This is a genomic window from Mycolicibacter nonchromogenicus, assembly GCF_002101775.1.
In the GTDB taxonomy this organism is placed as follows: Bacteria; Actinomycetota; Actinomycetes; order Mycobacteriales; family Mycobacteriaceae; genus Mycobacterium; species Mycobacterium nonchromogenicum.
Window position 1 is genome coordinate 21216 of record NZ_LQPI01000019.1, and the last position, 26164, is coordinate 47379.

At 68.5% G+C, this 26164-nt stretch carries 23 protein-coding genes and 1 pseudogene; 17 read left to right on the forward strand and 7 right to left on the reverse strand.

The genetic code is table 11. From position 1 onward, the window contains the following. Positions 1–57: 57 nt before the first annotated feature. Genes AWC18_RS01020 through mptB form a run of 3 tightly spaced genes read right to left on the reverse strand, consistent with a single transcriptional unit; the run spans position 58 to position 3523 of the window. Complete coding sequence (locus AWC18_RS01020) at positions 58–846, reverse strand: ABC transporter permease (protein WP_064997946.1); 789 nt, start codon at positions 844–846, stop codon at positions 58–60. After that, positions 843–1781, reverse strand: coding sequence for an ABC transporter ATP-binding protein (locus tag AWC18_RS01025; protein ID WP_064997945.1), 939 nt, complete (start codon positions 1779–1781; stop codon positions 843–845). The genes AWC18_RS01020 and AWC18_RS01025 overlap by 4 nt, the downstream gene beginning before the upstream one ends. Then, positions 1778–3523, reverse strand: a complete 1746-nt coding sequence (gene mptB, locus AWC18_RS01030) for a polyprenol phosphomannose-dependent alpha 1,6 mannosyltransferase MptB (protein WP_085137116.1) — start codon at positions 3521–3523, stop codon at positions 1778–1780. The genes AWC18_RS01025 and mptB overlap by 4 nt, the downstream gene beginning before the upstream one ends. A gap of 217 nt (positions 3524–3740) precedes the next feature. Here mptB and AWC18_RS01035 point away from each other — a divergent pair, with 217 nt between their 5' ends. The 9 genes from AWC18_RS01035 (at position 3741) to AWC18_RS01075 (ending at position 12712) form a co-directional block, all read left to right on the forward strand. After that, positions 3741–4490, forward strand: a complete 750-nt coding sequence (locus AWC18_RS01035; RefSeq protein ID WP_234806393.1) for a helix-turn-helix transcriptional regulator — start codon at positions 3741–3743, stop codon at positions 4488–4490. 61 nt (positions 4491–4551) lie between these two features. Further along, complete coding sequence (sufB, locus tag AWC18_RS01040) at positions 4552–6000, forward strand: Fe-S cluster assembly protein SufB (protein WP_064997943.1); 1449 nt, start codon at positions 4552–4554, stop codon at positions 5998–6000. Between the two features lie 12 nt (positions 6001–6012). After that, positions 6013–7182, forward strand: a complete 1170-nt coding sequence (gene sufD, locus AWC18_RS01045) for a Fe-S cluster assembly protein SufD (protein ID WP_064997950.1) — start codon at positions 6013–6015, stop codon at positions 7180–7182. A 35-nt stretch (positions 7183–7217) separates the two neighbouring features. Continuing rightward, positions 7218–8006: a Fe-S cluster assembly ATPase SufC gene (sufC, locus tag AWC18_RS01050; RefSeq protein WP_064997942.1), complete on the forward strand. Its 789-nt coding sequence runs from the start codon at positions 7218–7220 to the stop codon at positions 8004–8006. A 3-nt stretch (positions 8007–8009) separates the two neighbouring features. Next, complete coding sequence (locus AWC18_RS01055) at positions 8010–9272, forward strand: cysteine desulfurase (protein ID WP_064997941.1); 1263 nt, start codon at positions 8010–8012, stop codon at positions 9270–9272. A gap of 4 nt (positions 9273–9276) precedes the next feature. Then, the gene (gene sufU, locus AWC18_RS01060) at positions 9277–9774 is read left to right on the forward strand and encodes a Fe-S cluster assembly sulfur transfer protein SufU (RefSeq protein ID WP_085137118.1); all 498 of its coding nucleotides are present in this window, start codon (positions 9277–9279) and stop codon (positions 9772–9774) included. After that, complete coding sequence (locus AWC18_RS01065; RefSeq protein WP_076050108.1) at positions 9771–10112, forward strand: metal-sulfur cluster assembly factor; 342 nt, start codon at positions 9771–9773, stop codon at positions 10110–10112. Before sufU ends, AWC18_RS01065 begins: the two co-directional genes overlap by 4 nt. A gap of 3 nt (positions 10113–10115) precedes the next feature. Continuing rightward, entirely contained in the window at positions 10116–10940 is an 825-nt protein-coding gene (locus AWC18_RS01070) for an MBL fold metallo-hydrolase (protein ID WP_085137120.1), read from the forward strand. Positions 10941–11002: 62 nt separating this feature from the next. Next, positions 11003–12712 (forward strand): amidohydrolase, encoded by a 1710-nt coding sequence (locus tag AWC18_RS01075; RefSeq protein WP_085137122.1) that lies wholly within the window; start codon positions 11003–11005, stop codon positions 12710–12712. 11 nt (positions 12713–12723) lie between these two features. Here AWC18_RS01075 and AWC18_RS01080 read toward each other — a convergent pair whose 3' ends face one another. Further along, on the reverse strand, positions 12724–13365 hold the full coding sequence (locus AWC18_RS01080; RefSeq protein WP_085137124.1) for a DUF5666 domain-containing protein: 642 nt from the start codon (positions 13363–13365) through the stop codon (positions 12724–12726). Between the two features lie 176 nt (positions 13366–13541). Between AWC18_RS01080 and trxA the strand changes: the two genes are divergently transcribed. From trxA to AWC18_RS01100, 4 genes are all read left to right on the forward strand, one after another. Further along, complete coding sequence (gene trxA / locus AWC18_RS01085) at positions 13542–13916, forward strand: thioredoxin (protein WP_085137126.1); 375 nt, start codon at positions 13542–13544, stop codon at positions 13914–13916. A 26-nt stretch (positions 13917–13942) separates the two neighbouring features. Further along, the gene (locus AWC18_RS01090; protein WP_064999941.1) at positions 13943–14764 is read left to right on the forward strand and encodes an enoyl-CoA hydratase; all 822 of its coding nucleotides are present in this window, start codon (positions 13943–13945) and stop codon (positions 14762–14764) included. A gap of 27 nt (positions 14765–14791) precedes the next feature. Further along, entirely contained in the window at positions 14792–16429 is a 1638-nt protein-coding gene (locus tag AWC18_RS01095; RefSeq protein WP_085137128.1) for an ABC-F family ATP-binding cassette domain-containing protein, read from the forward strand. Positions 16430–16536: 107 nt separating this feature from the next. After that, positions 16537–16737 (forward strand): helix-turn-helix domain-containing protein, encoded by a 201-nt coding sequence (locus AWC18_RS01100; RefSeq protein ID WP_064997285.1) that lies wholly within the window; start codon positions 16537–16539, stop codon positions 16735–16737. Positions 16738–16743: 6 nt separating this feature from the next. On the opposite strand, the gene AWC18_RS01105 is transcribed toward AWC18_RS01100, so the two are convergent. From AWC18_RS01105 to AWC18_RS01115, 3 genes are all read right to left on the reverse strand, one after another. Then, positions 16744–17307 carry a TetR/AcrR family transcriptional regulator gene (locus tag AWC18_RS01105; RefSeq protein WP_064997286.1) on the reverse strand — a complete coding sequence of 188 codons (564 nt, stop codon included), beginning with the start codon at positions 17305–17307 and terminating at the stop codon, positions 16744–16746. Positions 17308–17321: 14 nt separating this feature from the next. After that, positions 17322–20156, reverse strand: a complete 2835-nt coding sequence (acnA, locus tag AWC18_RS01110) for an aconitate hydratase AcnA (RefSeq protein ID WP_234806392.1) — start codon at positions 20154–20156, stop codon at positions 17322–17324. Positions 20157–20256: 100 nt separating this feature from the next. Further along, positions 20257–21819 (reverse strand): HNH endonuclease signature motif containing protein, encoded by a 1563-nt coding sequence (locus AWC18_RS01115; protein WP_085137132.1) that lies wholly within the window; start codon positions 21817–21819, stop codon positions 20257–20259. A gap of 139 nt (positions 21820–21958) precedes the next feature. Between AWC18_RS01115 and AWC18_RS01120 the strand changes: the two genes are divergently transcribed. From AWC18_RS01120 to moxR1, 4 genes and pseudogenes are all read left to right on the forward strand, one after another. Next, the gene (locus tag AWC18_RS01120) at positions 21959–22519 is read left to right on the forward strand and encodes an Rv1476 family membrane protein (RefSeq protein ID WP_085137134.1); all 561 of its coding nucleotides are present in this window, start codon (positions 21959–21961) and stop codon (positions 22517–22519) included. 253 nt (positions 22520–22772) lie between these two features. Beyond that, positions 22773–24193 (forward strand): annotated as a pseudogene (gene ripA, locus AWC18_RS01125) (NlpC/P60 family peptidoglycan endopeptidase RipA). Positions 24194–24203: 10 nt separating this feature from the next. Continuing rightward, entirely contained in the window at positions 24204–24905 is a 702-nt protein-coding gene (gene ripB / locus AWC18_RS01130) for an NlpC/P60 family peptidoglycan endopeptidase RipB (protein WP_064997290.1), read from the forward strand. Between the two features lie 132 nt (positions 24906–25037). Next, positions 25038–26153: a chaperone MoxR1 gene (moxR1, locus tag AWC18_RS01135; RefSeq protein ID WP_064997318.1), complete on the forward strand. Its 1116-nt coding sequence runs from the start codon at positions 25038–25040 to the stop codon at positions 26151–26153. Positions 26154–26164: the final 11 nt, after the last annotated feature.

Below are 26164 nucleotides of genomic sequence, written 5' to 3' on the forward strand. Positions count from 1 at the left end.
AGGAACCGTCCCACGACGCCTGATCGTAGAGGATCGGTAACTACATCCCGTAGTAGGTCAGCTGAACCGGAACCAACGCACGGCCCCGACGGCGGCCAGCAGGCCCCACACCGTCACCACCGCGAGACCGAACCAGTCGACCGAGACACTCAGCGCCTGCGCCAGCGCCTCGGTCAGCGCCCCCGACGGGGTCAGCCGTGCGAGCCAGCGGACCGCGCCGGGCACCAGGTCGGTCTCCACCGTCAGCGCGGAGAACCCGCCGAACACGAACCACATCAGGTTGGCGCCGGCCAGCACGATCTCGGCGCGCAGGCTGCCTCCGAGCAGCAGCCCCAATGCCGCGAAACACGCGGTGCCGAGTGCGATCACCACCGCACCCAGGGCGAGGCCGGCCAGCGTCGGTCGCCAGCCCAGCGCGGCGCCGATCGCTCCGAGCAGCACGGACTGCAGCAGAACCACGGTGGCCACCGAAAGCGATTTGCCGGCGATGATGCCCCAGACCGGTAGTGCCGTGGCGCCCAGCCGTTTCAGGGCCCCGTAGCGCCGGTCGAAGGCCACCGCGATCGCCTGCCCGGTGAACGCGGTGGCGATCACCGCCAGCGACATGATCACCGGCAGCACCGTGGTGGCGCGTTCGGCGTGGCCCTCGCCGAAGGGGCCCAGCGGCAGCACCGTCAGCCCGATCAGCAGGGTGATCGGAATGAACATCGTCAACAGCAGCTGCTCGCCGTTGCGCAGCAGCAGGGTCAGCTCCAAGCGGTACTGCGCGGCCAGCATCGCCGGCACGTCCGCCGGACGAGGGTCGGGGGTGAAGGTGCCGGGCGCGAAGACCTGCCGATCACTCATGGGCGTAGCTCCCGTCCCGTCAGCTCCAAGAACACATCCTCGAGGCTGCGCTGCTCGACCCGCAGCTGGGTGGCCAGCACATCCAGGCGGGCGCACCAGGAGGTCACCGTCGCCAGCACCCGCGGGTCGACCGTTCCTTCGACGAGGTATTCACCGGGCAGCACCTCGCTGGCCCGATAGCCCTCCGGCAACGCCGCGATCAGCAACGACAGATCCAGTCGCGGCGGGGCGGTGAAACGCAGCTGGCCCTGGGCGCCGCTGCGGGTCAACTCGGTCGGGGTGCCGGCCGCGACCACAGTGCCGTGGTCGATGATCAGCAGCCGGTCGGCCAGCTCTTCGGCCTCACGCAGGTGATGGGTGGTGAGCACCACCGTCACCCCGTCGCGGCGGAGGGCGTCGATCAGCTCCCACACCAGCAGTCGGGCGTGGGCGTCCATGCCGGCGGTCGGTTCGTCGAGGAAGACCAGCTCGGGTCGACCGACCAGGGCGCAGGCCAGCGCGAGTCGCTGCTGCTGCCCGCCGGAGAGCCGCCGGTAGGTGGTGCGTGCCGCATCGGTCAGGCCGAGGGTGTCCAACAGCCACTGCGGGTCCAGGGGGTTGGCCGAGTACGACGCGACCAGCTTGAGCATCTCCCCGGCGCGTGCGGCCGGGTAGCCGCCCCCGCCCTGCAGCATCACCCCGATGCGCTCCCGAAGCCGGTCATTGTCGGCGACCGGGTCCAGGCCGAGCACTTCGATGGTCCCGGCGTCCGGGCGCACGAAGCCCTCGCACATCTCGATGGTGGTCGTCTTCCCAGCGCCGTTGGGACCGAGCAGCGCGAACACTTCGGCGGTCTGGACGTCGAAATCAAGGCCGGCGACCGCTTCGATCGCAGCAGGGCCGGTCCCGTAGCGCTTGCGGACCCCGCGCAGACGCACCGCGACAGCTGAGTTCACGGAGAATCAGCGTAAGCGTCGGTGGCGGCGGCCGGCCGCGGGGTCGGTTCCTCGGCCGGTGCGCCATCGGGCGGGGCCTCAGGCCGTCTCGGCAACTCGCGCCACGGCAGGCGCCGGTAGGTCAGCAGGAACAGTGCCAGCACCACCACGGCACTGGCCAGGGTGGCGTCCACGATCTGGAACAGCGCGAAACGGTCGCCGTTGGCGGTCGGGCCGAAGATGCCCACCACCAGGGTCACCGCGATCACCGCGACCCGGAAGTTCGGGCGAGTCGCCCAGGCGGCCAGCGGGATGATCGCCCACAGCAGGTACCACGGCTGCACCACCGGGAACAGCAGGACGGTGATGCCCAGCGCGACGCCGAGCCCTCCGACCGGATGAAGCCGCCCGTTGAACACCACCAGCAACAGCCACACCACCAGCACCGCGATGAGCAGGACACCGATGGCGCGGGTCAGTGACAGCACAGCGGTGGTGTGATCACCCAGCCCGAGCAGGATCCCGACCTGGCCGGTGCCCAGGGCGATCAGCGTCGGCGGCGACATCCAGCTGCGCACCACGTTGGCCGTGCCCAGGGTGAACACCCACCCGAAGCCCAGCCCACTGGCCCAGCCGATCAGGCCCGTCACCGCCGCCGCCAGCGCGGCCATGCTGGTGCCGGCCAGCAGAAACGCTCGCACGTCGCCGCCCCACCGCCAGCCCAGTGCCATCGCGACGAACCCGAGCGCCAGCAGCGACGGCAGCTTGACCTGCGACGACATCGTGATCAGCACGGCGCCGGCGAGTAGGCCGGCCAGCGGCGCCCAGTCCCGGCGGTTCAGCGAGGCTCGACGCAGGAGAGGCGAAGCTGGGACCGCCGCATCATCAGGGCGGCGGTTAGCCCGCAGCGACGGCAGTATGGGCTGGGCCGAGGTGATCCCGCGCAAGGCGAACTCCGTGCCGGTCAGCATGAGCCCGAGCATCAACGCCTCGTTGTGGATGCCGGCCACCAGGTGCATCAGCAGCAGGGGATTGGCCGCGCCCAGCCACAGAGCGCTGACCTCGGCGACCCCGCAGCGCGCTGCCAGGCGCGGCACCGCCCACACGATCAGCCCCACCCCGAGCAGCACCACCACCCGATGGCACAGCACCGCCAGGACGATGTTTTCACCGGTCAACGCCGAGATTCCGCGGCCGATCCACAAAAACAGCGGCCCGTAGGGCGCCGGTGTCTCCCGCCACAGGCTGGGCACCGACAAGGTGAAGACGTGGTCCAGGCCCAAGGCCGGCGCCGGGCCCACCCGGTAGGGGTCCAGGCCCAGCCGGGAGATCTGACTCTGGGCCAGGTACGAGTAGACGTCCTTGCTGTACATCGGCGGGGCGACCAGCAGCGGCAGCATCCACAACAGCAGCGTGCGGTCGAGCTGGATGCGCGACATCCGCCGCCTGCCCAGGGCGAACCGGCCCAGCATCAGCCAGGCCAGCGCCATCATCACCGCGCCGGTGGTGGTCATGGTCAGGGCCACCGTCTGCAGCCGCGACGGCAGGTTCAGCAGCCGCACCCCGAAGGTCGGGTCCTGCACCACCGGCCGCGCACCGGCGCCGAGAGCGCCGATGGCCATCAGCATGGTGCCGGTGGCGCCGAACCGGCGGGTGCGCCGAAGGGCGACCAGCTCAGCGGCGTTGAGCGGGGAGCCGACGGTGCGCTCGTCGCCGTGCAGATGCGCGATCGACGTGCTCAGCGAATGCCGGCGAGGGGACATCCCAGCAGCGTAACGGCCGCTCTGCCATCCCCGGGCCAGCCCGGCGCCGCGCCGGATGTGACCAGCGCAACGGCAGATACCGGCCGAACTGAGGTAACCCTTTCTAGACCCCGCTCGGGAATTGCGTCACACTGGTGTTGTGAAATTCGAGACCTCCGAGATGGGGGAGGTGAAGACCACCACCGAAACCGCCGGGCAGGGCCGTGGCGGTGCGGTGATGGCAGGCACCCCACCGGCGGTCGAGATCGCCAGCGGCCACGACACCCGCCATGCGGTGGTCCGCCTGCTGATGGAATCCGGCTCGATCACCGCGGGGGAGATCGGCGCCCGGTTGGGCTTGTCCGCCGCCGGGGTGCGTCGCCACCTGGACGCCCTCATCGAGATGGGTGACGCCGAGGCACATGCGGCGGCATCCTGGCAGCAGGTGGGGCGCGGCCGTCCGGCCAAGCGCTACCAGCTCACCGCAGCCGGTCGCGGCAAGCTCGGTCACCGTTACGACGATCTCGCGGTGGCCGCCATGCGTCAGCTGCGCGAGATCGGTGGCGAGGACGCGGTGGTCGCTTTCGCTCGTCAGCGCATCGACACCATCCTGGCCAAGGTGGCGGCCATGGCAGCCGGCAGCGGCACCGACGACGGTGACCTGGAGGCCACCGCCCAACGCATCGCCGGCGCCCTGACCGAGGCCGGTTATGCCGCCACCACCGCGCGGGTGGACGGGGGCGTGCCCGGGGTGCAGATCCTGCAGCACCACTGCCCGGTGGCCAACGTCGCCAAGGAGTTCCCGGAGTTGTGCCGGGCCGAGCGGCAGGCCATGGCCGAGGTACTGGGCACTCACGTACAGCGGTTGGCGACCATCGCCGACGGCGGCTACGTCTGCACCACCCATGTGCCACTGACCAACCGCAGCGCCAGGGCCGCAAAGGCCGGCAAGTCCGGCGCCGTCGCGGCGGTCAAAAAACAGCATTAGCAGCACACCTTCGGCACACACCCTGCGCCGAAGCCATCACGAGCACCGAAGGAGTGTCACCATGACACTGACGCCGGAGGCCACCGCAGCAGCTGCGGAGCCGACCACCCAGGAAGAGACGATCGCGTCGCTGGGCCGGTACGAATACGGTTGGGCCGACGCCGATGACGCGGGCGCTGCCGCCCAGCGCGGGCTGTCCGAGGCTGTGGTGCGCGACATCTCGGCGAAGAAGAACGAACCGGAGTGGATGCTGCAGGCACGCCTGCGGGCCTACCGGACCTTCCTGAAGAAGCCGATGCCGAACTGGGGCTCGGATCTGTCCGGTATCGACTTCGACAACATCAAATACTTCGTGCGGTCCACCGAGAAGCAGGCCCAGACCTGGGACGACCTGCCTGACGACATCCGCAACACCTATGACCGGCTGGGCATCCCGGAGGCCGAAAAGCAGCGCTACATCGGTGGCGTGGCCGCCCAGTACGAGTCCGAGGTCGTCTATCACAAGATCCGCGAGGACCTGGAAGCCCAGGGCGTCATCTTCCTCGACACCGACACCGCTCTGCGGGAGCACGAGGACCTGTTCCGCGAGCACTTCGCCACGGTGATTCCGGCCGGCGACAACAAGTTCTCTGCGCTCAACACCGCGGTGTGGAGCGGGGGATCGTTCATCTATGTCCCCAAGGGCGTGCACGTCGATATCCCGCTGCAGGCCTACTTCCGGATCAACACCGAGAACATGGGCCAGTTCGAGCGCACCCTGATCATCGTCGACGAAGACGCCTACGTGCACTACATCGAGGGCTGCACCGCGCCGGTCTACACGTCGGACTCGCTGCACTCGGCGGTGGTGGAGATCGTGGTGAAGCCGGGCGGCCGGTGCCGCTACACCACCATCCAGAACTGGTCGGTCAACGTCTACAACCTGGTGACCAAGCGAGCCCGGGCTGAGGCCGGGGCCACCATGGAGTGGGTCGACGGCAACATCGGCTCGAAGGTCACCATGAAGTACCCGGCCGTCTGGATGACCGGCGAGCACGCCAAGGGCGAGGTGCTCTCGGTGGCGTTCGCCGGCGAGGACCAGCACCAGGACACCGGCGCCAAGATGCTGCACCTGGCGCCCAACACGTCGAGCAACATCGTCTCCAAGTCGGTGTCGCGCGGCGGCGGCCGGTCCTCCTACCGAGGTCTGGTGGAGATCCACAAGGGCGCGCACGGGGCCAAGTCCAGCGTGAAATGTGATGCGCTGCTGGTCGACAACGTCAGCCGCAGTGACACCTACCCCTATGTCGACATCCGCGAGGACGACGTCACCGTCGGCCACGAGGCCACCGTGTCGAAGGTCAGCGAGAACCAGCTGTTCTACCTGATGAGCCGCGGCCTGACCGAGGACGAGGCGATGGCGATGGTGGTGCGCGGCTTCGTCGAGCCCATCGCCAAGGAACTGCCGATGGAATACGCGCTGGAGCTCAACAAGCTGATCCAGCTGCAGATGGAAGGCTCGGTGGGCTAGGTGACGACCTCTATCGCCGGCACCAACCTGACCGCAGCGGTCGAAGGCGCCACCAAGGGCGCCGCATTCACCTCCTTCGACGTCGAGGCCTTCGAGGTGCCGCACGGTCGCGATGAGGTGTGGCGGTTCACCCCGCTGCGCCGGCTGCGTGGTCTGCACGACGGCTCCGCGGTCGCCGACGGATCAGCCGGCATCGAGGTGGCCGGCTCCGGCGACGTGCGGATCGAGACCGTCGAGCGCGGCGACGACCGACTGGGCGCTGCCGGTGCACCCGCGGACCGCGTTGCGGCCCAGGCCTTCTCGGCGTTTCGTGAGGCGACGGTGGTCACCGTGCCCAAGGAGGCGAGCGTCGAAGAGCCCGTCACCATCACGGTCACCGGCCCGGGTGCCGGAGCCACCGCCTACGGCCACCTGCAGCTGCGCGCTGAAGAACTGTCACGAGCGACCGTCGTGATCGATGTGCGGGGCAGCGGAACCTACGCCGACAACGTCGAATTCGTGGTCGGCAACGGCGCACAGCTGACCGTGGTCTGGATCGCCGACGGCGACTCAGACCTGGTGCACGTCACCATGCACCACGCGGCGCTGGGCAAGGACGCGGTGCTGCGTCACAGCGCCGTACAGCTCGGTGGCGGCCTGGTGCGCCTGACCGGACGGGTCCGCTTCGACGGTCCGGGCGGCGACGCCGAGTTGCTGGGCCTGTACTTCGCCGACGACGGCCAGCACCTCGAATCGCGCCTGTTGGTCGACCACGCCCAGCCCAACTGCCGGTCCAACGTGCTCTACAAGGGCGCGCTGCAGGGCGACCCCGATTCGGCACTGCCGGACGCCCACACCGTCTGGGTAGGTGACGTGCTGATCCGCGCCAGCGGCGTGGGCACCGACACCTTCGAGGTGAACCGCAATCTGGTGCTGGCCGACGGCGCCCGGGCCGACTCGATTCCCAACCTCGAGATCGAGACCGGGGAGATCGTGCAGGCCGGTCACGCCAGTGCGACGGGACGTTTCGACGATCTCCAGTTGTTCTACCTACAGGCGCGCGGCATCCCCGAAGACCAGGCGCGGCGCCTGATCGTGCGTGGCTTCTTCGGCGAGATCATCGCCAAGATCCCCGTTCCGGCGGTGCAGGAGCGCCTCACCGAGGCCGTCGAGCGTGAACTCGCGGTCACCGAGAACCGATAAACCCCGAACGCATCAGCTAAGGACACGAATCAGCAATGAGCACACTGGAAATCAAGGGCCTGCATGTGAGTGTGTCGCCCGGCGGCGCCGGCGACGACGGCACGGGCGACATCCCGATTCTGCACGGGGTCGACCTGACGGTGAACTCCGGTGAGACGCACGCCCTGATGGGCCCGAACGGGTCCGGCAAGTCCACCCTGTCGTACGCGATCGCCGGGCACCCCAAGTACACCGTGACGTCCGGGTCGATCACCCTCGACGGTGAAGACGTGCTGGCGATGAGCATCGATGAGCGGGCGCGCGCGGGCCTGTTCCTGGCGATGCAGTACCCGGTCGAGGTGCCCGGGGTGTCGATGTCGAACTTCCTGCGCACCGCGGTGACCGCGGTGCGCGGCGAGGCGCCCAAGCTGCGGACCTGGATCAAGGAACAGCGAGCGGCGTTCGCCGAGTTGGGGATCGACTCCGCTTTCGCCGAGCGCAACGTCAACGAGGGCTTCTCCGGCGGCGAGAAGAAGCGCCACGAGATTCTGCAGCTGAGCCTGCTCAAGCCCAAGATCGCGATCCTCGACGAGACCGACTCCGGCCTGGACGTCGACGCGCTGCGAGTGGTCAGCGAAGGGGTGAACCGCTACCAGGAGGCGGAAAACGGTGGCGTGCTGGTGATCACGCACTACACCCGCATTCTGCGCTACATCCAGCCGCAGTTCGTGCACGTCTTCGCCGGCGGCCGGATCGTCGAGTCGGGCGGGCCCGAGCTGGCCGACGAGCTGGAGGAGAACGGCTACGAACGCTTCACCGAGCAGGCGGCAGTGGCGGAGGCGTAGGACATGACACTCTCGGTCAGTCGTCCGGCCGTGCCGGACCTCGATGCGATTCGGGCGGATTTCCCGATCCTGAACCGTGTCATGCGCGGCGGAAGCCGGCTGGCCTACCTGGACTCCGGGGCCACCTCGCAGCGCCCGCTGCCGGTGCTCGACGCCGAGCGGGAGTTCCTGCTGACCTCCAACGGCGCGGTGCACCGCGGGGCGCACCAGCTGATGGAGGAGGCCACCGACGCCTACGAGGACGGTCGATCCGCGATCGCGCGCTTCGTCGGCGCCGAACCGGACGAGCTGGTGTTCACCAAGAACGCCACCGAGTCGCTGAACCTGGTGTCCTATGTGCTCGGTGACGACCGCTTCGAGGCGGCGGTCGGCCCTGGCGACGTCATCGTCACCACCGAACTGGAACACCACGCCAACCTGATTCCCTGGCAGGAGCTGGCGCGGCGCACCGGTGCCACCCTGCAGTGGTACGAGGTCACGCCCGACGGGCGCATCGACCCGGACTCGCTGGAACTCGATGAGCGGGTCAAAGTCGTTGCGTTCACGCACCACTCCAACGTGACCGGCGCGCTGGCCCCGGTCGCCGAGCTGGCGTCGCGGGCCCGCGCGGTCGGCGCGCTCACGGTGCTGGACGCCTGCCAGTCGGTTCCGCACCAGCCCGTCGACTTCCACGCGCTGGGAGTGGACTTCGCGGCGTTCTCGGGGCACAAGATGCTGGGGCCCAACGGGATCGGGGTGCTCTACGGGCGCCGGGAGCTGTTGGCGGCGCTGCCGCCGTTCCTCACCGGTGGATCGATGATCGAGACGGTGACCATGGCGTCGAGCACCTACGCGCCGGCGCCGCAACGCTTCGAGGCGGGCACGCCGATGACCTCACAGGTGGTCGGGCTGGCCGCGGCCGCGCGGTATCTGGATGCGATCGGAATGGATGTGGTGGCCGCTCACGAGCGTGAGCTGGTGGCCGCCGCCCTCGAAGGCCTCGCTGGCATTCCCGGCGTGCGTATCGTCGGGCCGACCACCACCGTCGACCGCGGCTCGCCGGTGTCGTTCGTGATCGACGGGGTGCACGCGCACGACGTCGGGCAGGTGCTCGACGATGACGGTGTCGCGGTCCGGGTGGGTCACCACTGCGCAATGCCGTTGCACCGCAAGTTCAATGTTGCCGCCACCGCCCGCGCCTCGTTCGCGGTGTACAACACCGCTGAGGAGGTGGAGCGCCTGCTGGCGGGTGTTCGCCGGGCCGTGGAATTCTTCGGGGGAGTGTGAGACGTTGCGTCTTGAGCAGTTCTATCAAGAGGTGATCCTCGATCACTACAAACATCCGCAGCATCGCGGTCTGCGCGAGCCCTACGGCGCCCAGGTGCACCACGTCAACCCCACCTGCGGTGACGAGTTGACGTTGCGGGTGGCGCTGTCGCCCGACGGGGAGCAGATCGCCGATGTCTCCTACGACGGGCAGGGCTGCTCGATCTCGCAGGCCGCAACGTCGGTGCTGGCCAGCCAGGTGATCGGCTTGAGCGTGGATCAGGCGTTGGCGACCTTCGATGCGTTCCACGAGATGGTGTCCTCACGCGGCACTGTGGAAGGTGACGAGGACGTGCTCGGCGACGGCATCGCGTTCGCCGGGGTGGCCAAGTACCCGGCGCGGGTCAAATGCGCACTGCTTGGCTGGATGGCATTCAAAGATGCGCTGGCACAGGCGCTTTCGAAGACAGAAGAACAGGAACTGGCCGCCGCCAGTGTCTCAACCCAGGAGATGAACCGATGAGCGAATTGGGGCCGGACGAGCTGCTCGCCGAACTCGAGGAATCCATGCACGACGTCATCGACCCCGAGATCGGCATCAATGTCGTGGACCTGGGCCTGATGTATGACCTGTCGGTCCGGCAGGACGAAGACGGTCCGGCCGCGGTCGTCACCATGACCCTCACCTCACCGGCCTGCCCGCTGCAGGACATGATCGTCGAGCAGATCCAGAACGCCACGGTGGGAGCCGGTTTGGTCAAGAAGGCTGACGTCAATTGGGTCTGGGAGCCGGCCTGGGGACCGGACAAGATCACCGACGAGGGCCGCGAAATGATGCGCGCAGTCGGTTTCACGGTCTGACCCGTGCCGGCATCGGAGTTCTGGCTGTGCCGGACGTGCGGTGTCGAACACGATGCCACGCCGCAGGTGTGTGCGGTCTGCGCGGACGACCGGCAATGGGTGCCATCCGACGGCCAGCACTGGGCCACCTTGGACGGCCTGGCCGCCGAGGGGATGCGGTCCTACACCTGTGAACTCGAACCCGGGCTGACCGGGATCGGCGCTGATCCGCCGCTGGGCATCGGTCAGTTGGGCAAGCTGGTGTGCACCGGCGGCGGCAACATGCTGTGGGATCCATCCGGGTTCGTCGATGACGCCGGGGTCGCCGCGGCGCTCGAGCACGGGCCGGTGCTCGGCGTCGTCGCCAGTCACCCCCACATGTTCGGCGCCCAGGTGGAGTGGGGCCGACGGCTCGGCGGAGTGCCGGTGTATGTCAACGCCGCCGACCGGCAGTGGGTGATGCGCCCGGACCCGTTGATCCGATACTGGTCGGGCCGCCTCGAGCTCGCTGACGGGTTGACCGTGGTTCAGATCGGCGGCCACTTTCCGGGCAGCTCCGTCGCGTGCTGGGACGCCGGGGCCGACGGGCGCGGGGTGCTTCTGGTGGGCGACACCGTCTTTCCGAACCCCGACCGGCGCACCGTGGCCTTCCTGCGCAGCTATCCGAACCGGATTCCGCTGTCGGCGGCCGTCGCCCAGCGGATGGCCGCATCGCTGGAACAGTTGCGGTTCGACCGCATCTACGGGCTGCACACCAACACCATCGACTCCGATGCGGTGGCCGCGGTCCGATTCTCGGCCGACCGCCACGCGGCCTGGGCACGCGGCGACCACGACGACCTCACCTAGCGCGTCGCGCGACTGTGACGGGATACGAGCGGGACACGGTGCCGACAACCCGGCGGCGGTTCATGGCCGGGATGGCGGCCGCAGCCGCGGGGACGGCGGTCGGTGGGCTTGCCGCGTGCGGATCGCGGGGTCCGGTGGCAGACACCATATTCCTCGGAGGTCCGGTGGTGACCGTGGCGCCGGGCCCGCCCGAGGCCGAAGCTCTCGCGGTCACCGGCGGACGGATCAGCCGCGTCGGCACCGCCGAGGAGGCACTGGAACTGCGGGGAGCGGGAACCACCGTCGTCGACCTCCGCGGCCGGGCACTGCTGCCGGCTTTCGTGGAGCCGCATAGTCATCCCTTCGAGATGGGCTCGAGGCTGGCCCCACCGGCCATCGACGTGCGTCCCTTCACCGTCCCCACCGCCGACGGGGTGTTCGCGAAGCTGGCCGAGGCCGTCGCGGACACACCCAAGGGCCAGCCGATCCTGCTCAACGGGGTGGATCCGCTGCTGCAGACCGGGTTGGCGCCCTTCACCCGAACCGAACTGACCCGGCTCGCACCGAACCATCCCGTGGTGATCATCGCCGACAGTGGCCACGCCGCCTACGGCAACACGGCGGCGTTCACCGCGGCCGGCATCACCAGGACCACCCCCAACCCCGCAGGCGCCCAATACCTCCACGGGCCGGATGGCCAGCTGACCGGCGAGGTGCGCGAGGCCGCGGCGGTGGCGGCGCTGGTCGCGCCGTTCTCCGGCGCGAACATGGCCAACGCCGGGGACAACCTGCGCTGGGCCTACGCACAACTCGCCCGCGCCGGAATCGCCACCGCCACCGAGCATTCCTATGACGCGGGTGCCCAATCGGAGGTGTTCGCCCACCTCGCCCGGCAGGCCGACTGCGCGGTGCGGGTCCGCGCCTACGAGGTCGGCACCCCGGAGCTGGCCGCGGACGCCAAGAACGTCCGCGGCAGGCGGACCCGCGCCGACGTGCTGTTCGACAAGATCGGGATGAAGATCTGGGCGGACGGTTCGCCCTGGCAGGGCAACATCTTCACCACCTTCCCGTATCTGGCCAATGCCACCACCGCGAGCATGGATCTGGGGCCTGATCACCGCGGCCGGATGAATTACTCACCCGAGCAGATTCAGCAGCTGACCAAGGGCTTCGTCGATCAGCACTGGCAGGTGTCGTGTCACGCGCACGGTGATGCCGCGATCGACGTTGTGCTCGACGCCTTCGAACAGGCGCGCACGCCCCCGGCGCTACGGCCCCGAATCGAACACGCCGGAGCCATGCGACCCGATCAGTACGCCCGCGCCGCGCAGCTGGGCATCACCCCGAGCCTGTTTGTCGAACAGCTCTATTTCTGGGGAGACGTGTTGGTAGACAAGCTGTTCGGCTCCGAACATGGCTCGCACTGGATGTCGGCGCGCTCGGCCCTCGACGCCGGACTGCGGATGTCGTTCCACAATGACGGCAGCGTCACCCCGCCCAGCCCGATCGGCAACATCGCCACCGCGGTGAACCGTATTGCCAAGGGCAGTGGCCGGGTGCTGGCCCCCGAGCAGCGCATCGGCGTCGACGCGGCGATCCGGGCGCAGACCCTCAACGCCGCCTGGCAACTGCGGCTCGACACCGAGATCGGCAGCCTGGAACCCGGCAAGTACGCCGATCTGGTGGTGCTGTCCCGCAATCCCCGCCGGGTCCCGCCAGAAGAACTGCGCGACGTGGCCGTGGAGGCCACCTTCCTGATGGGCCGGCAGACCTACGGCAGGGTGCTGGGGTAGGGGGCGCGCCCTTACTCGGGGCAGTCGCCGTCGCCGGCCCACACGGTGACCCGGGCCGCCTGCAGCACGCCGTCGGCGTCGGTGGTCCCGCCGGCGGCAACACACTTGCCGGCGCTGATCGACGGCGCGCTGACGGTGACCATCCGGCGGAAGTCGGTGTCGTCGTCGAGCGTGACCGTGGTCGGACCGGACGGCCCGCTGACGGTCAGCGTGTCACCGGAGACCGACTCGACCACCCCGCGGACGCCGTGGTGCGCCTTCGGCGGTGTCGGATTGTCAGCCGTCGCGGCGGGCGGCTGCGTGCAGGCACCGTCGCTGATCGCCACGAACTTCGCCGTGATGGCGCCGCTGTCGGCGGGAGCACTGTCGTGCCCGGCGCCGGCCTTGATGCAGGTGCCGGTGGTGATCTCGCCGCGCTGCGCGGGCACCGACTCGAAGATGCGGGTGCTGTCGGTCACGGTAACGGTGGTGGTGCCCGACGCTCGTGCCACCTCGACGGTGTCGCCGGACACCGAGGAGACCGTACCCATCACGTGGTCGCCGTGGGCGTGGGCCAATGCCGGGACGAACAGCCCGGCCGCCACCAGCGCCGTCGCTCCGGTCACGGCGCCGATCGTGCGGTTACGGGTGGGTGTGCTCAGGCGGGGGGACATCGGCGTCTCCGTTCGTTGGGATGAGCCCGCGGCGGTTGCCGCTGCCGGTGCTATCACCGTCAATGGTCGAGTTAGCGAGCACCTAGATCTCAGCTGTGAGCCCGCTGTGGAGACCGCTTGCCCTCTGCAAAACGACCCGCGGGAACACCGCGACGTCGCCGGACGTTGGCTCTGTCATGGCAACTCAAGACCTCACCGCAGCGAAGTTCGAAGAAACCATCGCCGACAACGACATCGTCCTTGTCGACTTCTGGGCCTCCTGGTGCGGCCCGTGCCGCTCGTTCGCGCCGACCTTCGCGGCGGTTTCGGATAAGCACCCGGACGTGGTGTTCGCCAAGGTCGACACCGAAGCCGAGCAGCAGCTGGCCGCCGCCGCCCAGATCCGCTCCATTCCCACGCTGATGGCGTTCAAGAAGGGCACGCTGGTGTTCAACCAGGCCGGCGCCCTGCCCGCCGCGGCGTTGGAGGACCTGGTGCAGCAGGTCAAGGATCTCGACATCGAGGCCGCGCTGGCCGAACAGAACGCCGCGGACAAGCCCGACCAGGTCTGAGGGCGCGCACGCGATAGCGTGCTTCGGTGTCTTCTGAATCCGAATTCATCCTGGTAGAGCGTCCCCGTCCGCACGTCGCCCTGATCACGCTGAATCGCCCGGAGCGGATGAACTCCATGGCGTTCGACGTGATGGTCCCGCTGCGCGACGCGCTGGCGCAGGTCAGCTACGACAACTCGGTGCGGGTGGTGGTGCTGACCGGGGCGGGCCGGGGATTCTCCTCGGGCGCCGACCACAAGTCCGCGGGTTCGGTTCCGCACGTGGAGGGCCTGACCAGGCCCACGTTCGGCCTGCGCTCGATGGAACTGCTCGACGACATCATCCTGGGGCTGCGGCGCCTGCACCAGCCGGTGATCGCGGCCGTCAACGGCGCAGCCATCGGCGGTGGGTTATGCCTGGCGCTGGCGGCCGACATCCGGGTCGCCGCGTCGGGCGCCTACTTCCGGGCCGCCGGCATCAACAACGGTCTGACCGCCAGCGAGCTGGGCCTGAGCTACCTGTTGCCCCGGGCGATCGGAACGTCGCGGGCGTTTGAGATCATGCTCACCGGGCGCGACGTCGACGCCGCCGAAGCCGAACGAATCGGCCTGGTCTCGCGGGTGGTGGAGCAGCCGAACCTGCTGGACACCTGCTACGAGATGGCCGAGCGGATCGCCGGCTTCTCCCGGCCGGGGGCCGAGTTGACCAAGCGGACGCTCTGGAGCGGACTCGACGCCGGTAGTCTGGAGGGGCACATGCAGGCCGAGGGGCTCGGACAGCTCTACGTGCGCCTGCTGACCAGCAACTTCGAGGAAGCCGTCGCTGCGCGCGCCGAGAAGCGCCCGCCGGCCTTTACCGACGATAAGTAGCCAGAACACGACAGGAGTACTGCGCGCGTGATTACCGCAACGGGCCTGGAGGTCCGCGCCGGAGCGCGCACCCTGCTCGACTCGGTTGATTCGGTGCTGCGGGTACAGCCCGGAGATCGGATCGGCCTGGTCGGCCGCAACGGCGCCGGCAAGACCACCACCCTGCGCATCCTGGCCGGTGAAGGCGAGCCCTACGCCGGCACCATCACCCGTACCGGTGAGATCGGCTACCTGCCGCAGGACCCGCGGGAAGGCAACCTCGACGTGCTGGCCCGCGACCGCGTGCTTTCGGCTCGCGGACTGGACGCCATCCTGGCCGACCTGGAGAAGCAGCAGGTGCTGATGGCCGAGGTCGTCGACGAGGCCGAGCGTGATCGAGCCATTCGCCGCTACGGCCAGCTTGAAGAGCGATTCGCCGCGCTGGGTGGCTACGCCGCCGAAAGCGAGGCGGGCCGGATCTGCACCAGCCTGGGCCTGCCTGATCGGGTGCTGACGCAGCCGTTGCGCACCCTGTCCGGTGGCCAGCGTCGCCGCGTGGAGCTGGCCCGGATTCTGTTCGCGGCCGGCGAGGGTGGCGCCGGTGGGGCGGGTTCGAGCACCACCCTGCTGCTCGACGAACCGACCAACCACCTCGACGCGGATTCGATCGGCTGGCTGCGTGATTTTCTGAAGAACCACAGCGGGGGACTGGTGCTGATCAGCCACGACGTGGACCTGTTGGCGGACGTGGTCAACCGGGTGTGGTTCCTCGACGCGGTGCGCGGTGAGGCCGACGTCTACAACATGGGCTGGCAGAAGTATCTCGATGCCCGAGCCACCGACGAGCAGCGCCGGCGCCGGGAGCGGGCCAATGCCGAGCGCAAGGTCGCCGCGCTGCGCACCCAGGCCGCCAAGCTGGGCGCCAAGGCCACCAAAGCCGTTGCCGCGCAGAACATGTTGCGGCGCGCTGACAGGATGCTGGCGGCGCTGGATGAGGAACGGGTCGCCGACAAGGTGGCCAGGATCAAGTTCCCCACCCCGGCCGCATGCGGAAAGACTCCGCTGATGGCCAGTGGACTGACCAAGATGTACGGCTCACTCGAGGTGTTCAGCGGTGTCGACCTGGCCATCGACCGGGGATCGCGAGTGGTGGTGCTCGGGCTCAACGGTGCCGGCAAGACCACGCTGTTGCGGGTGCTGGCCGGGGTCGAGACCCCCGATGCAGGTCAGCTGGAGCCCGGTCACGGTTGCAAGATCGGTTACTTCGCCCAGGAACACGACACCATCGACAACGCCGCGACGGTGTGGGAGAACATCGTTCACGCCGCACCCGACACCTCTGAGCAGGATCTGCGGGGACTGCTGGGCGCCTTCATGTTCACCGGGCCGCAGCTGGAACAACCGGCCGGCACGTTGTCCGGCGGCGAGAAGACCCGACTGGCGCTGGCCGGACTGGTGGCGTCCACCGCCAACGTGCTGCTGCTCGACGAACCGACCAACAACCTCGACCCGGCGTCGCGCGAGCAGGTGCTCGACGCGCTGCGCAGTTATGCCGGTGCGGTGGTGCTGGTGACCCACGACCCGGGCGCCGCCGAAGCACTGGACCCGCAGCGCGTGGTGTTGTTGCCCGACGGCACCGAAGATCATTGGTCGGCGGACTACCGCGACCTGATCGAGCTCGCCTAGCCGGGCGCTACGGCCCCGTCCCCGGTATTTCCCTCAAAGTCGCCCGGTGCGGCCGACGCGTTCTTACGCTGAAACCGTCAAGGGCGACAAGGGGATGGTGAGGGGACGTGGCGACGACGACGAAACCGAACAAGCAACGCGATCGTCAGCTGCTCGAGCTGCGCAACGCCTATGAAGGCGGGGCCAGCATCCGTACGTTGGCGGCGTCGACCGGCCGATCGTACGGATCGGTGCACAGCATGCTGCGGGAGTCGGGCGTGGCGATGCGCAGCCGCGGTGGGCCCAACCACCGCACCCGATCGCGCTAGCTCAAATCAGCTCTGCCGCACCGAATCCTCGACCAGGTCGAGGACCGCTGAGAGCCGCTGCGGATCTTCCCCGGATGCCAGGCGCGCGACCAGGCCGTCGAGCACCAGATCCAGGTAGCAGTGCAACACGTCACCGGGGACGTCGTCGCGCAGGCGGCCGGCCTGCTTCTGGCGGTGCAGTCGATCCGTTGTGGCAGCAGCCAATTCGGCTAACCGCTCCGCCCATCCGCGGCTGAACTCCGGGTCGTGGCGCAGTTTGCGGGCGATCTCCAGCCGGGTGGCCAGCCAGTCGAACTGCTCCGGCGCCGCCAACATGTCCCGCATCACGCCGATCAGGCCCTCACGCGAGGCCAGATCGGCCATCCGCTCCGCGTCCTCGCGCGCCAGCTCGAAAAACAGCGTGTCCTTGTCGCGGAAGTGATGGAAGATCGCCCCGCGCGACAAGCCGACCGTCTGCTCGAGCCGCCGCACCGTTGCCTGGTCGTAGCCGTACGCGGCGAAGCAACGCCGCGCGCCATCGAGGATCTGGCGGCGCCGGGCCGCCAGATGATCCTCGCTGACCCTGGGCATCGGTGATTCGCCGTCTACGCGGTCGTCGTCGATCTCAGCATGTTGCGCAGCACGTACTGCAGGATGCCGCCGTTGCGGTAGTAGTCCGCCTCGCCGGGGGTGTCGATGCGCACCACCGCGTCGAACTCGACCTTGTCGCCGTTCTCCTTGGTGGCCGTGACCTTGACCGTCTTCGGGGTCTTGCCGGCGTTGAGTTCGGTGATGCCCACGATGTCGAAGGTCTCGGTGCCGTCCAGCCCCAGCGACGAGGCGCTCTCGCCGGCCGGGAACTGCAGCGGGATCACGCCCATGCCGATCAGGTTGGAACGGTGGATACGCTCGAAGGACTCGGTGATGACGGCCTTGACGCCCAGCAGGGTGGTGCCCTTGGCCGCCCAGTCACGCGACGAGCCGGAGCCGTATTCCTTGCCGCCCAGCACAACCAGCGGAATGCCGGCCTTCTGGTAGTTCACACACGCGTTGTAGATGAACTCCTTCGGGCCACCCTCCTGGGTGAAGTCCCGGGTGTAGCCGCCCTGGGTGCCCTCCAGACCGATGGTGTCCAGGATCCGGTTCTGCAGGCGGATGTTGGCGAAGGTGCCGCGGACCATGACCTCGTGGTTGCCGCGACGGCTGCCCAGCGAGTTGTAGTCCTTGCGCTCCACACCGTGGGCGTCCAGGTAGTCCGCTGCCGGGGTGCCGGGCTTGATGGGGCCGGCCGGGCTGATGTGGTCGGTGGTGACCGAGTCGCCCAGCAGCGCCATCACCCGCGCACCCTTGATGTCGGTGACCGGCTCAGGCTCCAGTCCCATGCCGTCGAAGTACGGGGCCTTGCGCACGTAGGTCGATGACTCGTCCCAGGCGAAGGTGTCACCGTCGGGGGTGGGCAGGTTGCGCCAGTTCTCGTCTCCGGCGAACACGTCGGCGTAGGACTTGCGGAACATGTCCTGGTTGATCGCGGACTTGATGGTGTCGTCGATCTCCTGAGCCGACGGCCAGATGTCGCGCAGGTACACGTCGTTGCCCTGCTCGTCTTTGCCCAGGGAATCGGTCTCGAAGTCGAAGTCCATGGTGCCGGCCAGGGCGTAGGCGATGACCAGCGGCGGGGAGGCCAGGTAGTTCATCTTGACGTCGGGGGAGATGCGGCCCTCGAAGTTGCGGTTGCCCGAGAGCACCGCGGTGACGGTCAGGTCGTGCTCGTTGACCGCCTTGGAGATCTCCTCGGGCAGCGGGCCGGTGTTGCCGATACAGGTGGTGCAGCCGTAACCACCGAGGTAGAAGCCGAGCTTCTCCAGGTAGGGCCACAGGCCGGCCTTCTCGTAGTAGTCAGTGACGACCTGGCTGCCCGGCGCCATGTTGGTCTTGACCCACGGCTTGGACGACAGGCCCTTCTGCACGGCGTTGCGGGCCAGCAGGGCCGCGCCGATCATCACCGACGGGTTGGAGGTGTTGGTGCAGGAGGTGATGCCCGCGACCGCGACGGCGCCGTGGTCGATGATGAACTCGCCGCGCTCACCCTTGACCCGGATCGGCTTGCTCGGCCGGCCCTCGGAACCGTTGGCCGCGGACTGCACGTCCACCGCTCCGTCGTCGGCGAAGGACAGTGCGACCGGGTCGGAGGCCGGGAAGGACTCCTCGATCGCCTCGTCCAGCTGGGTCTCCGGCGTCGGGTGCTGCTCTTCGACGTAGTTGTGGATGTCCTTGCGGAAGGCGATCTTGCTCTCCGACAACAGGATCCGGTCCTGCGGGCGCTTCGGCCCGGCGATCGAGGGGACCACGGTGGACAGGTCCAGCTCCAGGTACTCGGAGAAGGCCGGCTCGTGGTCGGGGTTGTGCCACATGCCCTGCGTCTTGGCGTAGGCCTCGACCAGCGCGAGCTGTTCGTCGGTGCGGCCGGTCAGGCGCAGGTAGTTGATGGTTTCGTCGTCGATCGGGAAGATCGCGCAGGTCGAGCCGAACTCGGGGCTCATGTTGCCCAGGGTGGCGCGGTTGGCCAGCGGCACCTCGGCGACGCCCTTGCCGTAGAACTCGACGAACTTGCCGACCACACCGTGGCGGCGCAGCATGTCGGTGACGGTGAGCACCACGTCGGTGGCCGTGACGCCCGGCTGAATCTCACCGGTCAGCTTGAAGCCGACGACGCGGGGGATCAGCATCGACACCGGCTGGCCCAGCATGGCGGCCTCGGCCTCGATACCGCCGACGCCCCAGCCCAGCACGCCCAGGCCGTTCTGCATGGTGGTGTGGCTGTCGGTGCCCACACAGGTGTCCGGGTAGGCCTTGCCGTCACGCACCATGACGGTCCGCGCCAGGTACTCGATGTTGACCTGGTGCACGATGCCGGTGCCCGGCGGGACGACCTTGAAGTCGTCGAAGGCGCCCTGACCCCAGCGCAGGAACTGGTAGCGCTCGGCGTTGCGCTGGTACTCCAGCTCGACGTTGCGCTCGAAGGCGTCCGGGGTGCCGAAGACGTCGAGGATCACGGAGTGGTCGATGACCATCTCGGCGGGTGAGAGCGGGTTGACCTTGTTGGGGTCGCCGCCCAGGGCGGTGACGGCCTCACGCATGGTGGCCAGGTCGACGACACAGGGCACACCGGTGAAGTCCTGCATGATCACCCGGGCGGGGGTGAACTGGATTTCGATGCTCGGCTCGGCGGTCGGGTCCCAGCTGGCGATCGCGTTGATGTGATCCTTGGTGATGTTGGCGCCGTCCTCGGTGCGCAGCAGGTTCTCGGCCAGCACCTTGAGGCTGTAGGGGAGTTTCTCGGTGCCCGGGACGGCATCGAGGCGGTAGATCTCATAGTCCTTGTCGCCCACGGTCAGCGTGGCACGGGCCCCGAACGAATTCACCGAATCTGTGCTGGTCACTTCAACTCCCCGAGATCGAATGCTCATCCATCGACGGGTCCGCGCCGACAGGCGATATAACCCTAACAGTACGACTGTCCTGTAAAAAGTAAGGTAGACCTCACTGGGGTGGGGGCTTGGCGTTTCGGGCGCGTTCGGCGGTGATGGCTCGAGCGCGGTTCTGAGCCCGGGTCCGGCTGCGGGTGGGCATCATCAGGGTGTGCCCAGGTGTGCGGGCTGTGGTGGTCGCCGCGGGGAGTGGTAGCGCGCCGGTGGAGGCGCACAGCGACGGGAACAGCAGGCGACTGCCGGGGTGGGTGGTGTAGGTGGCCCCGGTGGGGCTGGTCCATTCGATAGAGCCGTCGGGGCGCTGCCGATCTCGCCAATGGTGAAAAGTCTTCAGCAAGTGATGTTTTCGGCACAGACATCGTAAATTCGACGGATGGGTCGGCCCGGCGGGGTAGGCGATGGCGTGGTCGAGATCGCAGCTCTGCGCCGGGCGGTCACAACCGGGAAACCGGCACGTCATATCGCGTGCCCGCACGAATTCATCCAGGGCGGTCGAGGGTCGATAGCCCGCCTCGGGCGGGCTCTTGGGGCCGGGGTGGCCGATGGTACGCACGATCGCGCCGCGGGCGAGGAGTTCGGCCACCAACGGTGCCGGCAAAGCCGGGCCGCCGAGGACCAGTGCTGGCGGGGTCTTCGGCGGCGGATCCGGTTCGGGGCCGCGTGCCGGGGCGAACAGATCGTCGGGGCGATCGGGAGGGGTTGGTGACTCCTCGCCGTTGCGGTGGGCGTCGGTGGGGCTTTGCACGGTCTCGGGGTGGGCGACGACGTGGATGACCGTCCGGCCCGGCGCCGGTGTGCGTGAGTCATCCGCGCCGGTGTCTGCCGAGGTCTGGGCGGGGCAGGATTGGTTGCCGCAGGCACACGCCAGCGTCTGCGACCCGGCGGCCAGGGCGCCGAGGGCGTCGGCGCGGCGTTGGGCGATGGTGCGTGGGTCGTCGTCGCAGACTCCATGGGCCATCGCCATCAGGCGGCGGTCGAGGGCCTCGGCGTCGTGGGCGTAGAGCCGGCCCCACAGCGGGGTGGTGCCGTGGTCGGTGCTGCGTTTGTCGACGACCAGATCGCGGGAGCGGGCCAGGATCCGGCCCCGGCGCAGCGCGGCGCTGTCGTGCGTTTCGATGATCGCGTCGATGGCCTGGGCGGTCTTGTCTTGCGACAGTGGCCCGTAGCGCAGCGCATCGGCGGCCAGGGCGGTGTCGACCAGCGCCAGCACCGCCGGGTTGACGATCAAGGTGGTGTGCCAGGAGATCGTGGCGGCCAGCGCGGCGGTGATGCGCCCGGCGGCCAGCAGCGCGGCGACTTTGGGAAGCCGGTTGCGCAGCGCCACGGCGAGGTACATCTGCCCGGAGGCCTTGCCGTGGCTGATGGCGCAGCCGGCGCTGACCTCGGCGGCCACCCCATCCCAGTCGTCACACGCCCAGCGGGACCGGCCGTCCCGGTCGTCGGGATCGTTGGAGCAGCGTCGGGCGGTCAGTTCCGCGATCGCGGCCAGTCGCCGGGAGGCGGCCATCGCTTCAGCTCGAGCCCACCGGCTGACCTCCGCGGCCAGGGTGGCCTCGTCGGCGACGGCCAGATCCGGCTGGTCTGCCAGATCGCACGACATCGGCGGTTCGAACATATTTTCGATAGTAATTGGGGGGTCTGACAAGTGTGATCCCGATCGCATTAATCACGTGCGTGACGCGAATCGGTTGCCTTACGGGCCGCAGTCCACGGCACGGCCTGAAAATGCCGCCCGCTTGATACCGTCTTCAACCGTGACGATCCAGCACCCGCCGGCCTATATCCCCGGCGAGCTCTGCATCACCGTCGGCCTCGACCCGGCCACCCCGCCTGACGACTGCATGGCGTTGGTCAAGGTCGCCGTCGCCGCCGACGGGGTGAGCGCCCCGGCGGCCGACGTACCGGCACTGCGGGAGGTGGTTGCCGACGCGGCCCAACAGGGCATCGACCTCAAGATCGTGGAGGTCGCCCGCAATCCGGGAATGGACACCGCGCTGCGCGACGTCGCCACGGTGGTCGGCTACGACTATCCCGATTCCACTGTCCTGGTCGTCAGTACGAACTTTGTCGGCAGCTACAGCGGCCAGTTTCACCGGTCCAAGCTCGAGGCCGCCGAGGACCACGCCAAAACCGGTGATCCGGTGACTTCGGCGCAGAATTTCCTGCACGAATTGACCACCCCCGATCTGCCCTGGACGGGTTTGACGGTGGTGCTGTTGGTGGGGGTGGCCGCGGCGGCCGTCGGCACCCGCTTCCTGCAGCGACGCAGCAAACGGGCTGCGGAGAGCGCCGGGCGCTCCGACGTCGCCGACTAGCGGCTTCACCTCCGAAAAACCGGAAACCGGGCGATTAATTGTCGCCCCGGTCTGCGCTGTCGCAAATAGCCAGGTCACCGAATGGTCACAACGCGCTTAATTACAAAAATGTAGTTCGTTATGAAAGTTTCTCCCGTGACTGATGTGACGTATGGTTCCAAAAGGCGCATCTGTTGCACCTGTTGTTTCTGTGTTTTTGCCACCGGCAGAAGCACGGCGCCGCCTGTTGCGAGTCCGAGGAGATCCAAGCCGAATGAGACGCATACGTTGTGCCTCCGATGGCTCTGTTTTCCGACGGGCGACCCGGTTCGCCCAACCGGTGACGGTGTCGGTACTCAGCGCTGCGATGGTGCTGATCACCCCGGGGCTGGCCGCCGCTCAACCCGACCCCGACGGCATCGCGGCGCTGATCGCTGAGGTGGCCGAGGCCAACCAGCAGCTGCAGAACCTGGGCGCCCAGATCGCCGAGGAGAAAGAAGGGGTCAACAAGGCCCTGGTGGATCTGCAAACCGCGCGTGAAGAGGCGGCCGCCGCTCAGCAGGAGGTCGAGTCCGGCCGGCAGGCGATCGCCGACGCCGACGCCGCGATCGCCGCCGCCCAGCGACGGTTCAACACCTTCGCGGCGTCGACCTACGTCAACGGACCCTCCGACAGCTACCTGACCGCGGCCGACCCCGCGGAGATGATCGCCACGGCGGCGGCCGGCCAGACCCTGGCGCTGAGCTCCCAGCAGGCACTGGACCGCCTCAAGCAAGCCCGCACCGAGCAGTTGAACAAGGAATCGGCCGCCCGGGCCGCCAAGCAACGGGCCGATCAGGCCGTCGCCGACGCGCAGTCCAGCCAGGACGCCGCGGTGGCCGCGCTCACCGACACCCAGCGCAAATTCGGCGAACAGCAGGGCGAGATCGATCGGCTGGCCGCACGCCGCAGCGCGGCGCAGGCCAAACTCGCCGCGGCCCGCGGCTATCAGCAGCCCCAGGCGGACCCTGCGCCTGCCGCCGGCGATCGGTGGGGCAACCCCGCCGGGCCCGTCGCCGGCCCCACGGTCGGCGCGCCTGCGCAGTGGGACGGTCCCTGGGACCCGACCCTGCCGATGATCCCCAGCGCCGATGTCCCCGGCGACCCGATCGCGATCATCAACCAGGTGCTGGGGATCTCGCAGACCTCGGCGCAGGTGACGGCCAACATGGGCAAGAAGTTCCTGCAGTCGCTGGGGCTGGCCAAGCCCGACGACACCGGTATCAACAACGGCAAGATCCCGCGGGTATACGGCCGCCAGGCCTCCGAATACGTGATTCGCCGCGGCCTTTCCCAGCGCGGCGTGCCGTACTCCTGGGGCGGCGGCACCGCTGCGGGACCCGGTCGCGGAATCGGATCCGGTTCGGGCACTGTCGGTTTCGACTGTTCGGGCCTGATCCTCTACGCGTTCGCCGGGGTGGGCATCAAGCTGCCGCACTACTCGGGTTCGCAGTACAAGATGGGCCGCCAGATCCCCTCGGCACGGCGCGTCGTGGCGACGTCATCTTCTACGGGCCCGGCGGCAGCCAACACGTGACGCTCTACCTCGGCAACGGCCTGATGCTGGAGGCCCCCGACGTGGGCCAGGTGGTGAAGGTGTCGCCGGTCCGCAAGAGCGGCATGACGCCCTACGTAGTCCGATACATCGAGTACTGACGGCGGTGCAATGCAACTGAGTTCACTACGACTATCGCGTCTCATCGGATCGCTGCTGGTGGCGATCCCCTTAGCGGTGGGCCTGGCCGGACCGGCCGAGGCCGACCCGGGTTGGGACCCCACCCTGCCTGCGACGATCAGTGCCGGTGCGCCCGGTGACCCGTTGGCAATCGCCAACGCCTCCCTGCAGGCCACCGCGCAGGCAACCCAGACCACGATGGACCTGGGGCGCAAGTTCCTGGCCGGCCTCGGGTTCAACGTCGGCGACGAAGCCACCGGCAATGTGGCGCCCGGCAAGCGCGTGCACGGCAAGCAGGCCATCGAGTACGTGATCCGTCGTGGTGGTTCCCAGATGGGCGTGCCGTACTCCTGGGGCGGGGGTTCGCTGACCGGCCCCAGCAAAGGCGTCGACTCGGGCGCGGGCACGGTCGGCTTCGACTGTTCGGGCCTCATGCGTTACGCATTCGCCGGGGTCGGCGTGCTGATCCCGCGGTACTCCGGGGACCAGTACAACGCCGGCCGGCACATCCCGCCCAGTCAGGCCCGTCGTGGCGACCTGATGTTCTACGGCCCCGGCGGTGGCCAGCACGTCACGATGTACCTCGGCGGGGGCAAGATGCTGGAGGCCTCGGGTAGTGCCGGCAAGGTGGTCGTCAGCCCGGTGCGGACCGCCGGGATGACGCCGTATCTGACCCGAATCATCGAGTACTGACGCATTCGAGACGGCCCTTACGTCGACGGATGCTGCTAACCCTGGAATAGTGAAACGCGGGCACAACGCTGCCCCTCGGCCGTGTGCCGTGCAAGCAGTTGTGTCTGACCGACCTTTGTGGAGGATTTGTCGATGACGTCATCGGATGGGACGCCTGTGGGCGCCAGCGGTTTCCCCGGCTCGGCCGGTGCCGAGACAGGCACAGTCGGCGGTAGCGGGCTCGCCGCCGACGTCCATGCGCTGGAGCGGGCCATCTTTGAGGTCAAGCGCGTCATCGTCGGCCAGGACCAGCTCGTCGAGCGCATCCTGGTCGGCCTGCTCGCCAAGGGCCACGTGCTGCTCGAAGGCGTGCCCGGCGTCGCCAAGACCCTGGCGGTGGAGACCTTCGCCAAGGTGGTCGGCGGCAGCTTTGCCCGCATCCAGTTCACCCCGGACCTGGTGCCCACCGACATCATCGGTACCCGCATCTACCGGCAGGGCCGTGAGGAGTTCGACACCGAACTCGGCCCGGTGATGACCAACTTCCTGCTGGCCGACGAGATCAACCGTGCACCGGCCAAGGTGCAGTCGGCACTGCTGGAGGTCATGCAGGAGCGCAAGGTCTCCATCGGCGGCAAGAGCTTCGCGCTGCCCAACCCGTTCCTGGTGATGGCCACCCAGAACCCGATCGAGCACGAGGGCGTCTACCCGCTGCCCGAGGCGCAGCGCGACCGCTTCCTGTTCAAGATCAACGTCAGCTACCCCTCCCCGGAGGAAGAGCGCGAGATCATCTACCGGATGGGTGTCGCCCCGCCGGAGCCCAAGCAGATCCTCGGCACCGGCGACCTGGTGCGGCTGCAGACGCTGGCGGCCAACAACTTCGTGCACCACGCCCTGGTGGACTACGTCGTCCGGGTGATCACTGCAACCCGGCAGCCCGAGCAGTTCGGCATGCCCGACGTGAAGAACTGGCTGTCCTTCGGCGCGTCGCCGCGTGCCTCGCTGGGCATCATCTCCGCGGCCCGGGCGCTGGCCCTGGTGCGCGGCCGCGACTACGTGATTCCGCAGGACGTCATCGAGGTCATCCCGGACGTGCTGCGCCACCGCCTGGTGCTGTCCTACGACGCACTCGCCGATGAGATCACCCCGGAGATCGTCATCAACCGGTTGCTGCAGACGGTTCCGCTTCCGCAGGTGAACGCGGTTCCGCAGCAACAGCACTCGGCACCGGGTGCCCCGACCGCAGCGGCAGTGGCCGGCGGTCGGTGAGCGACCCCGAC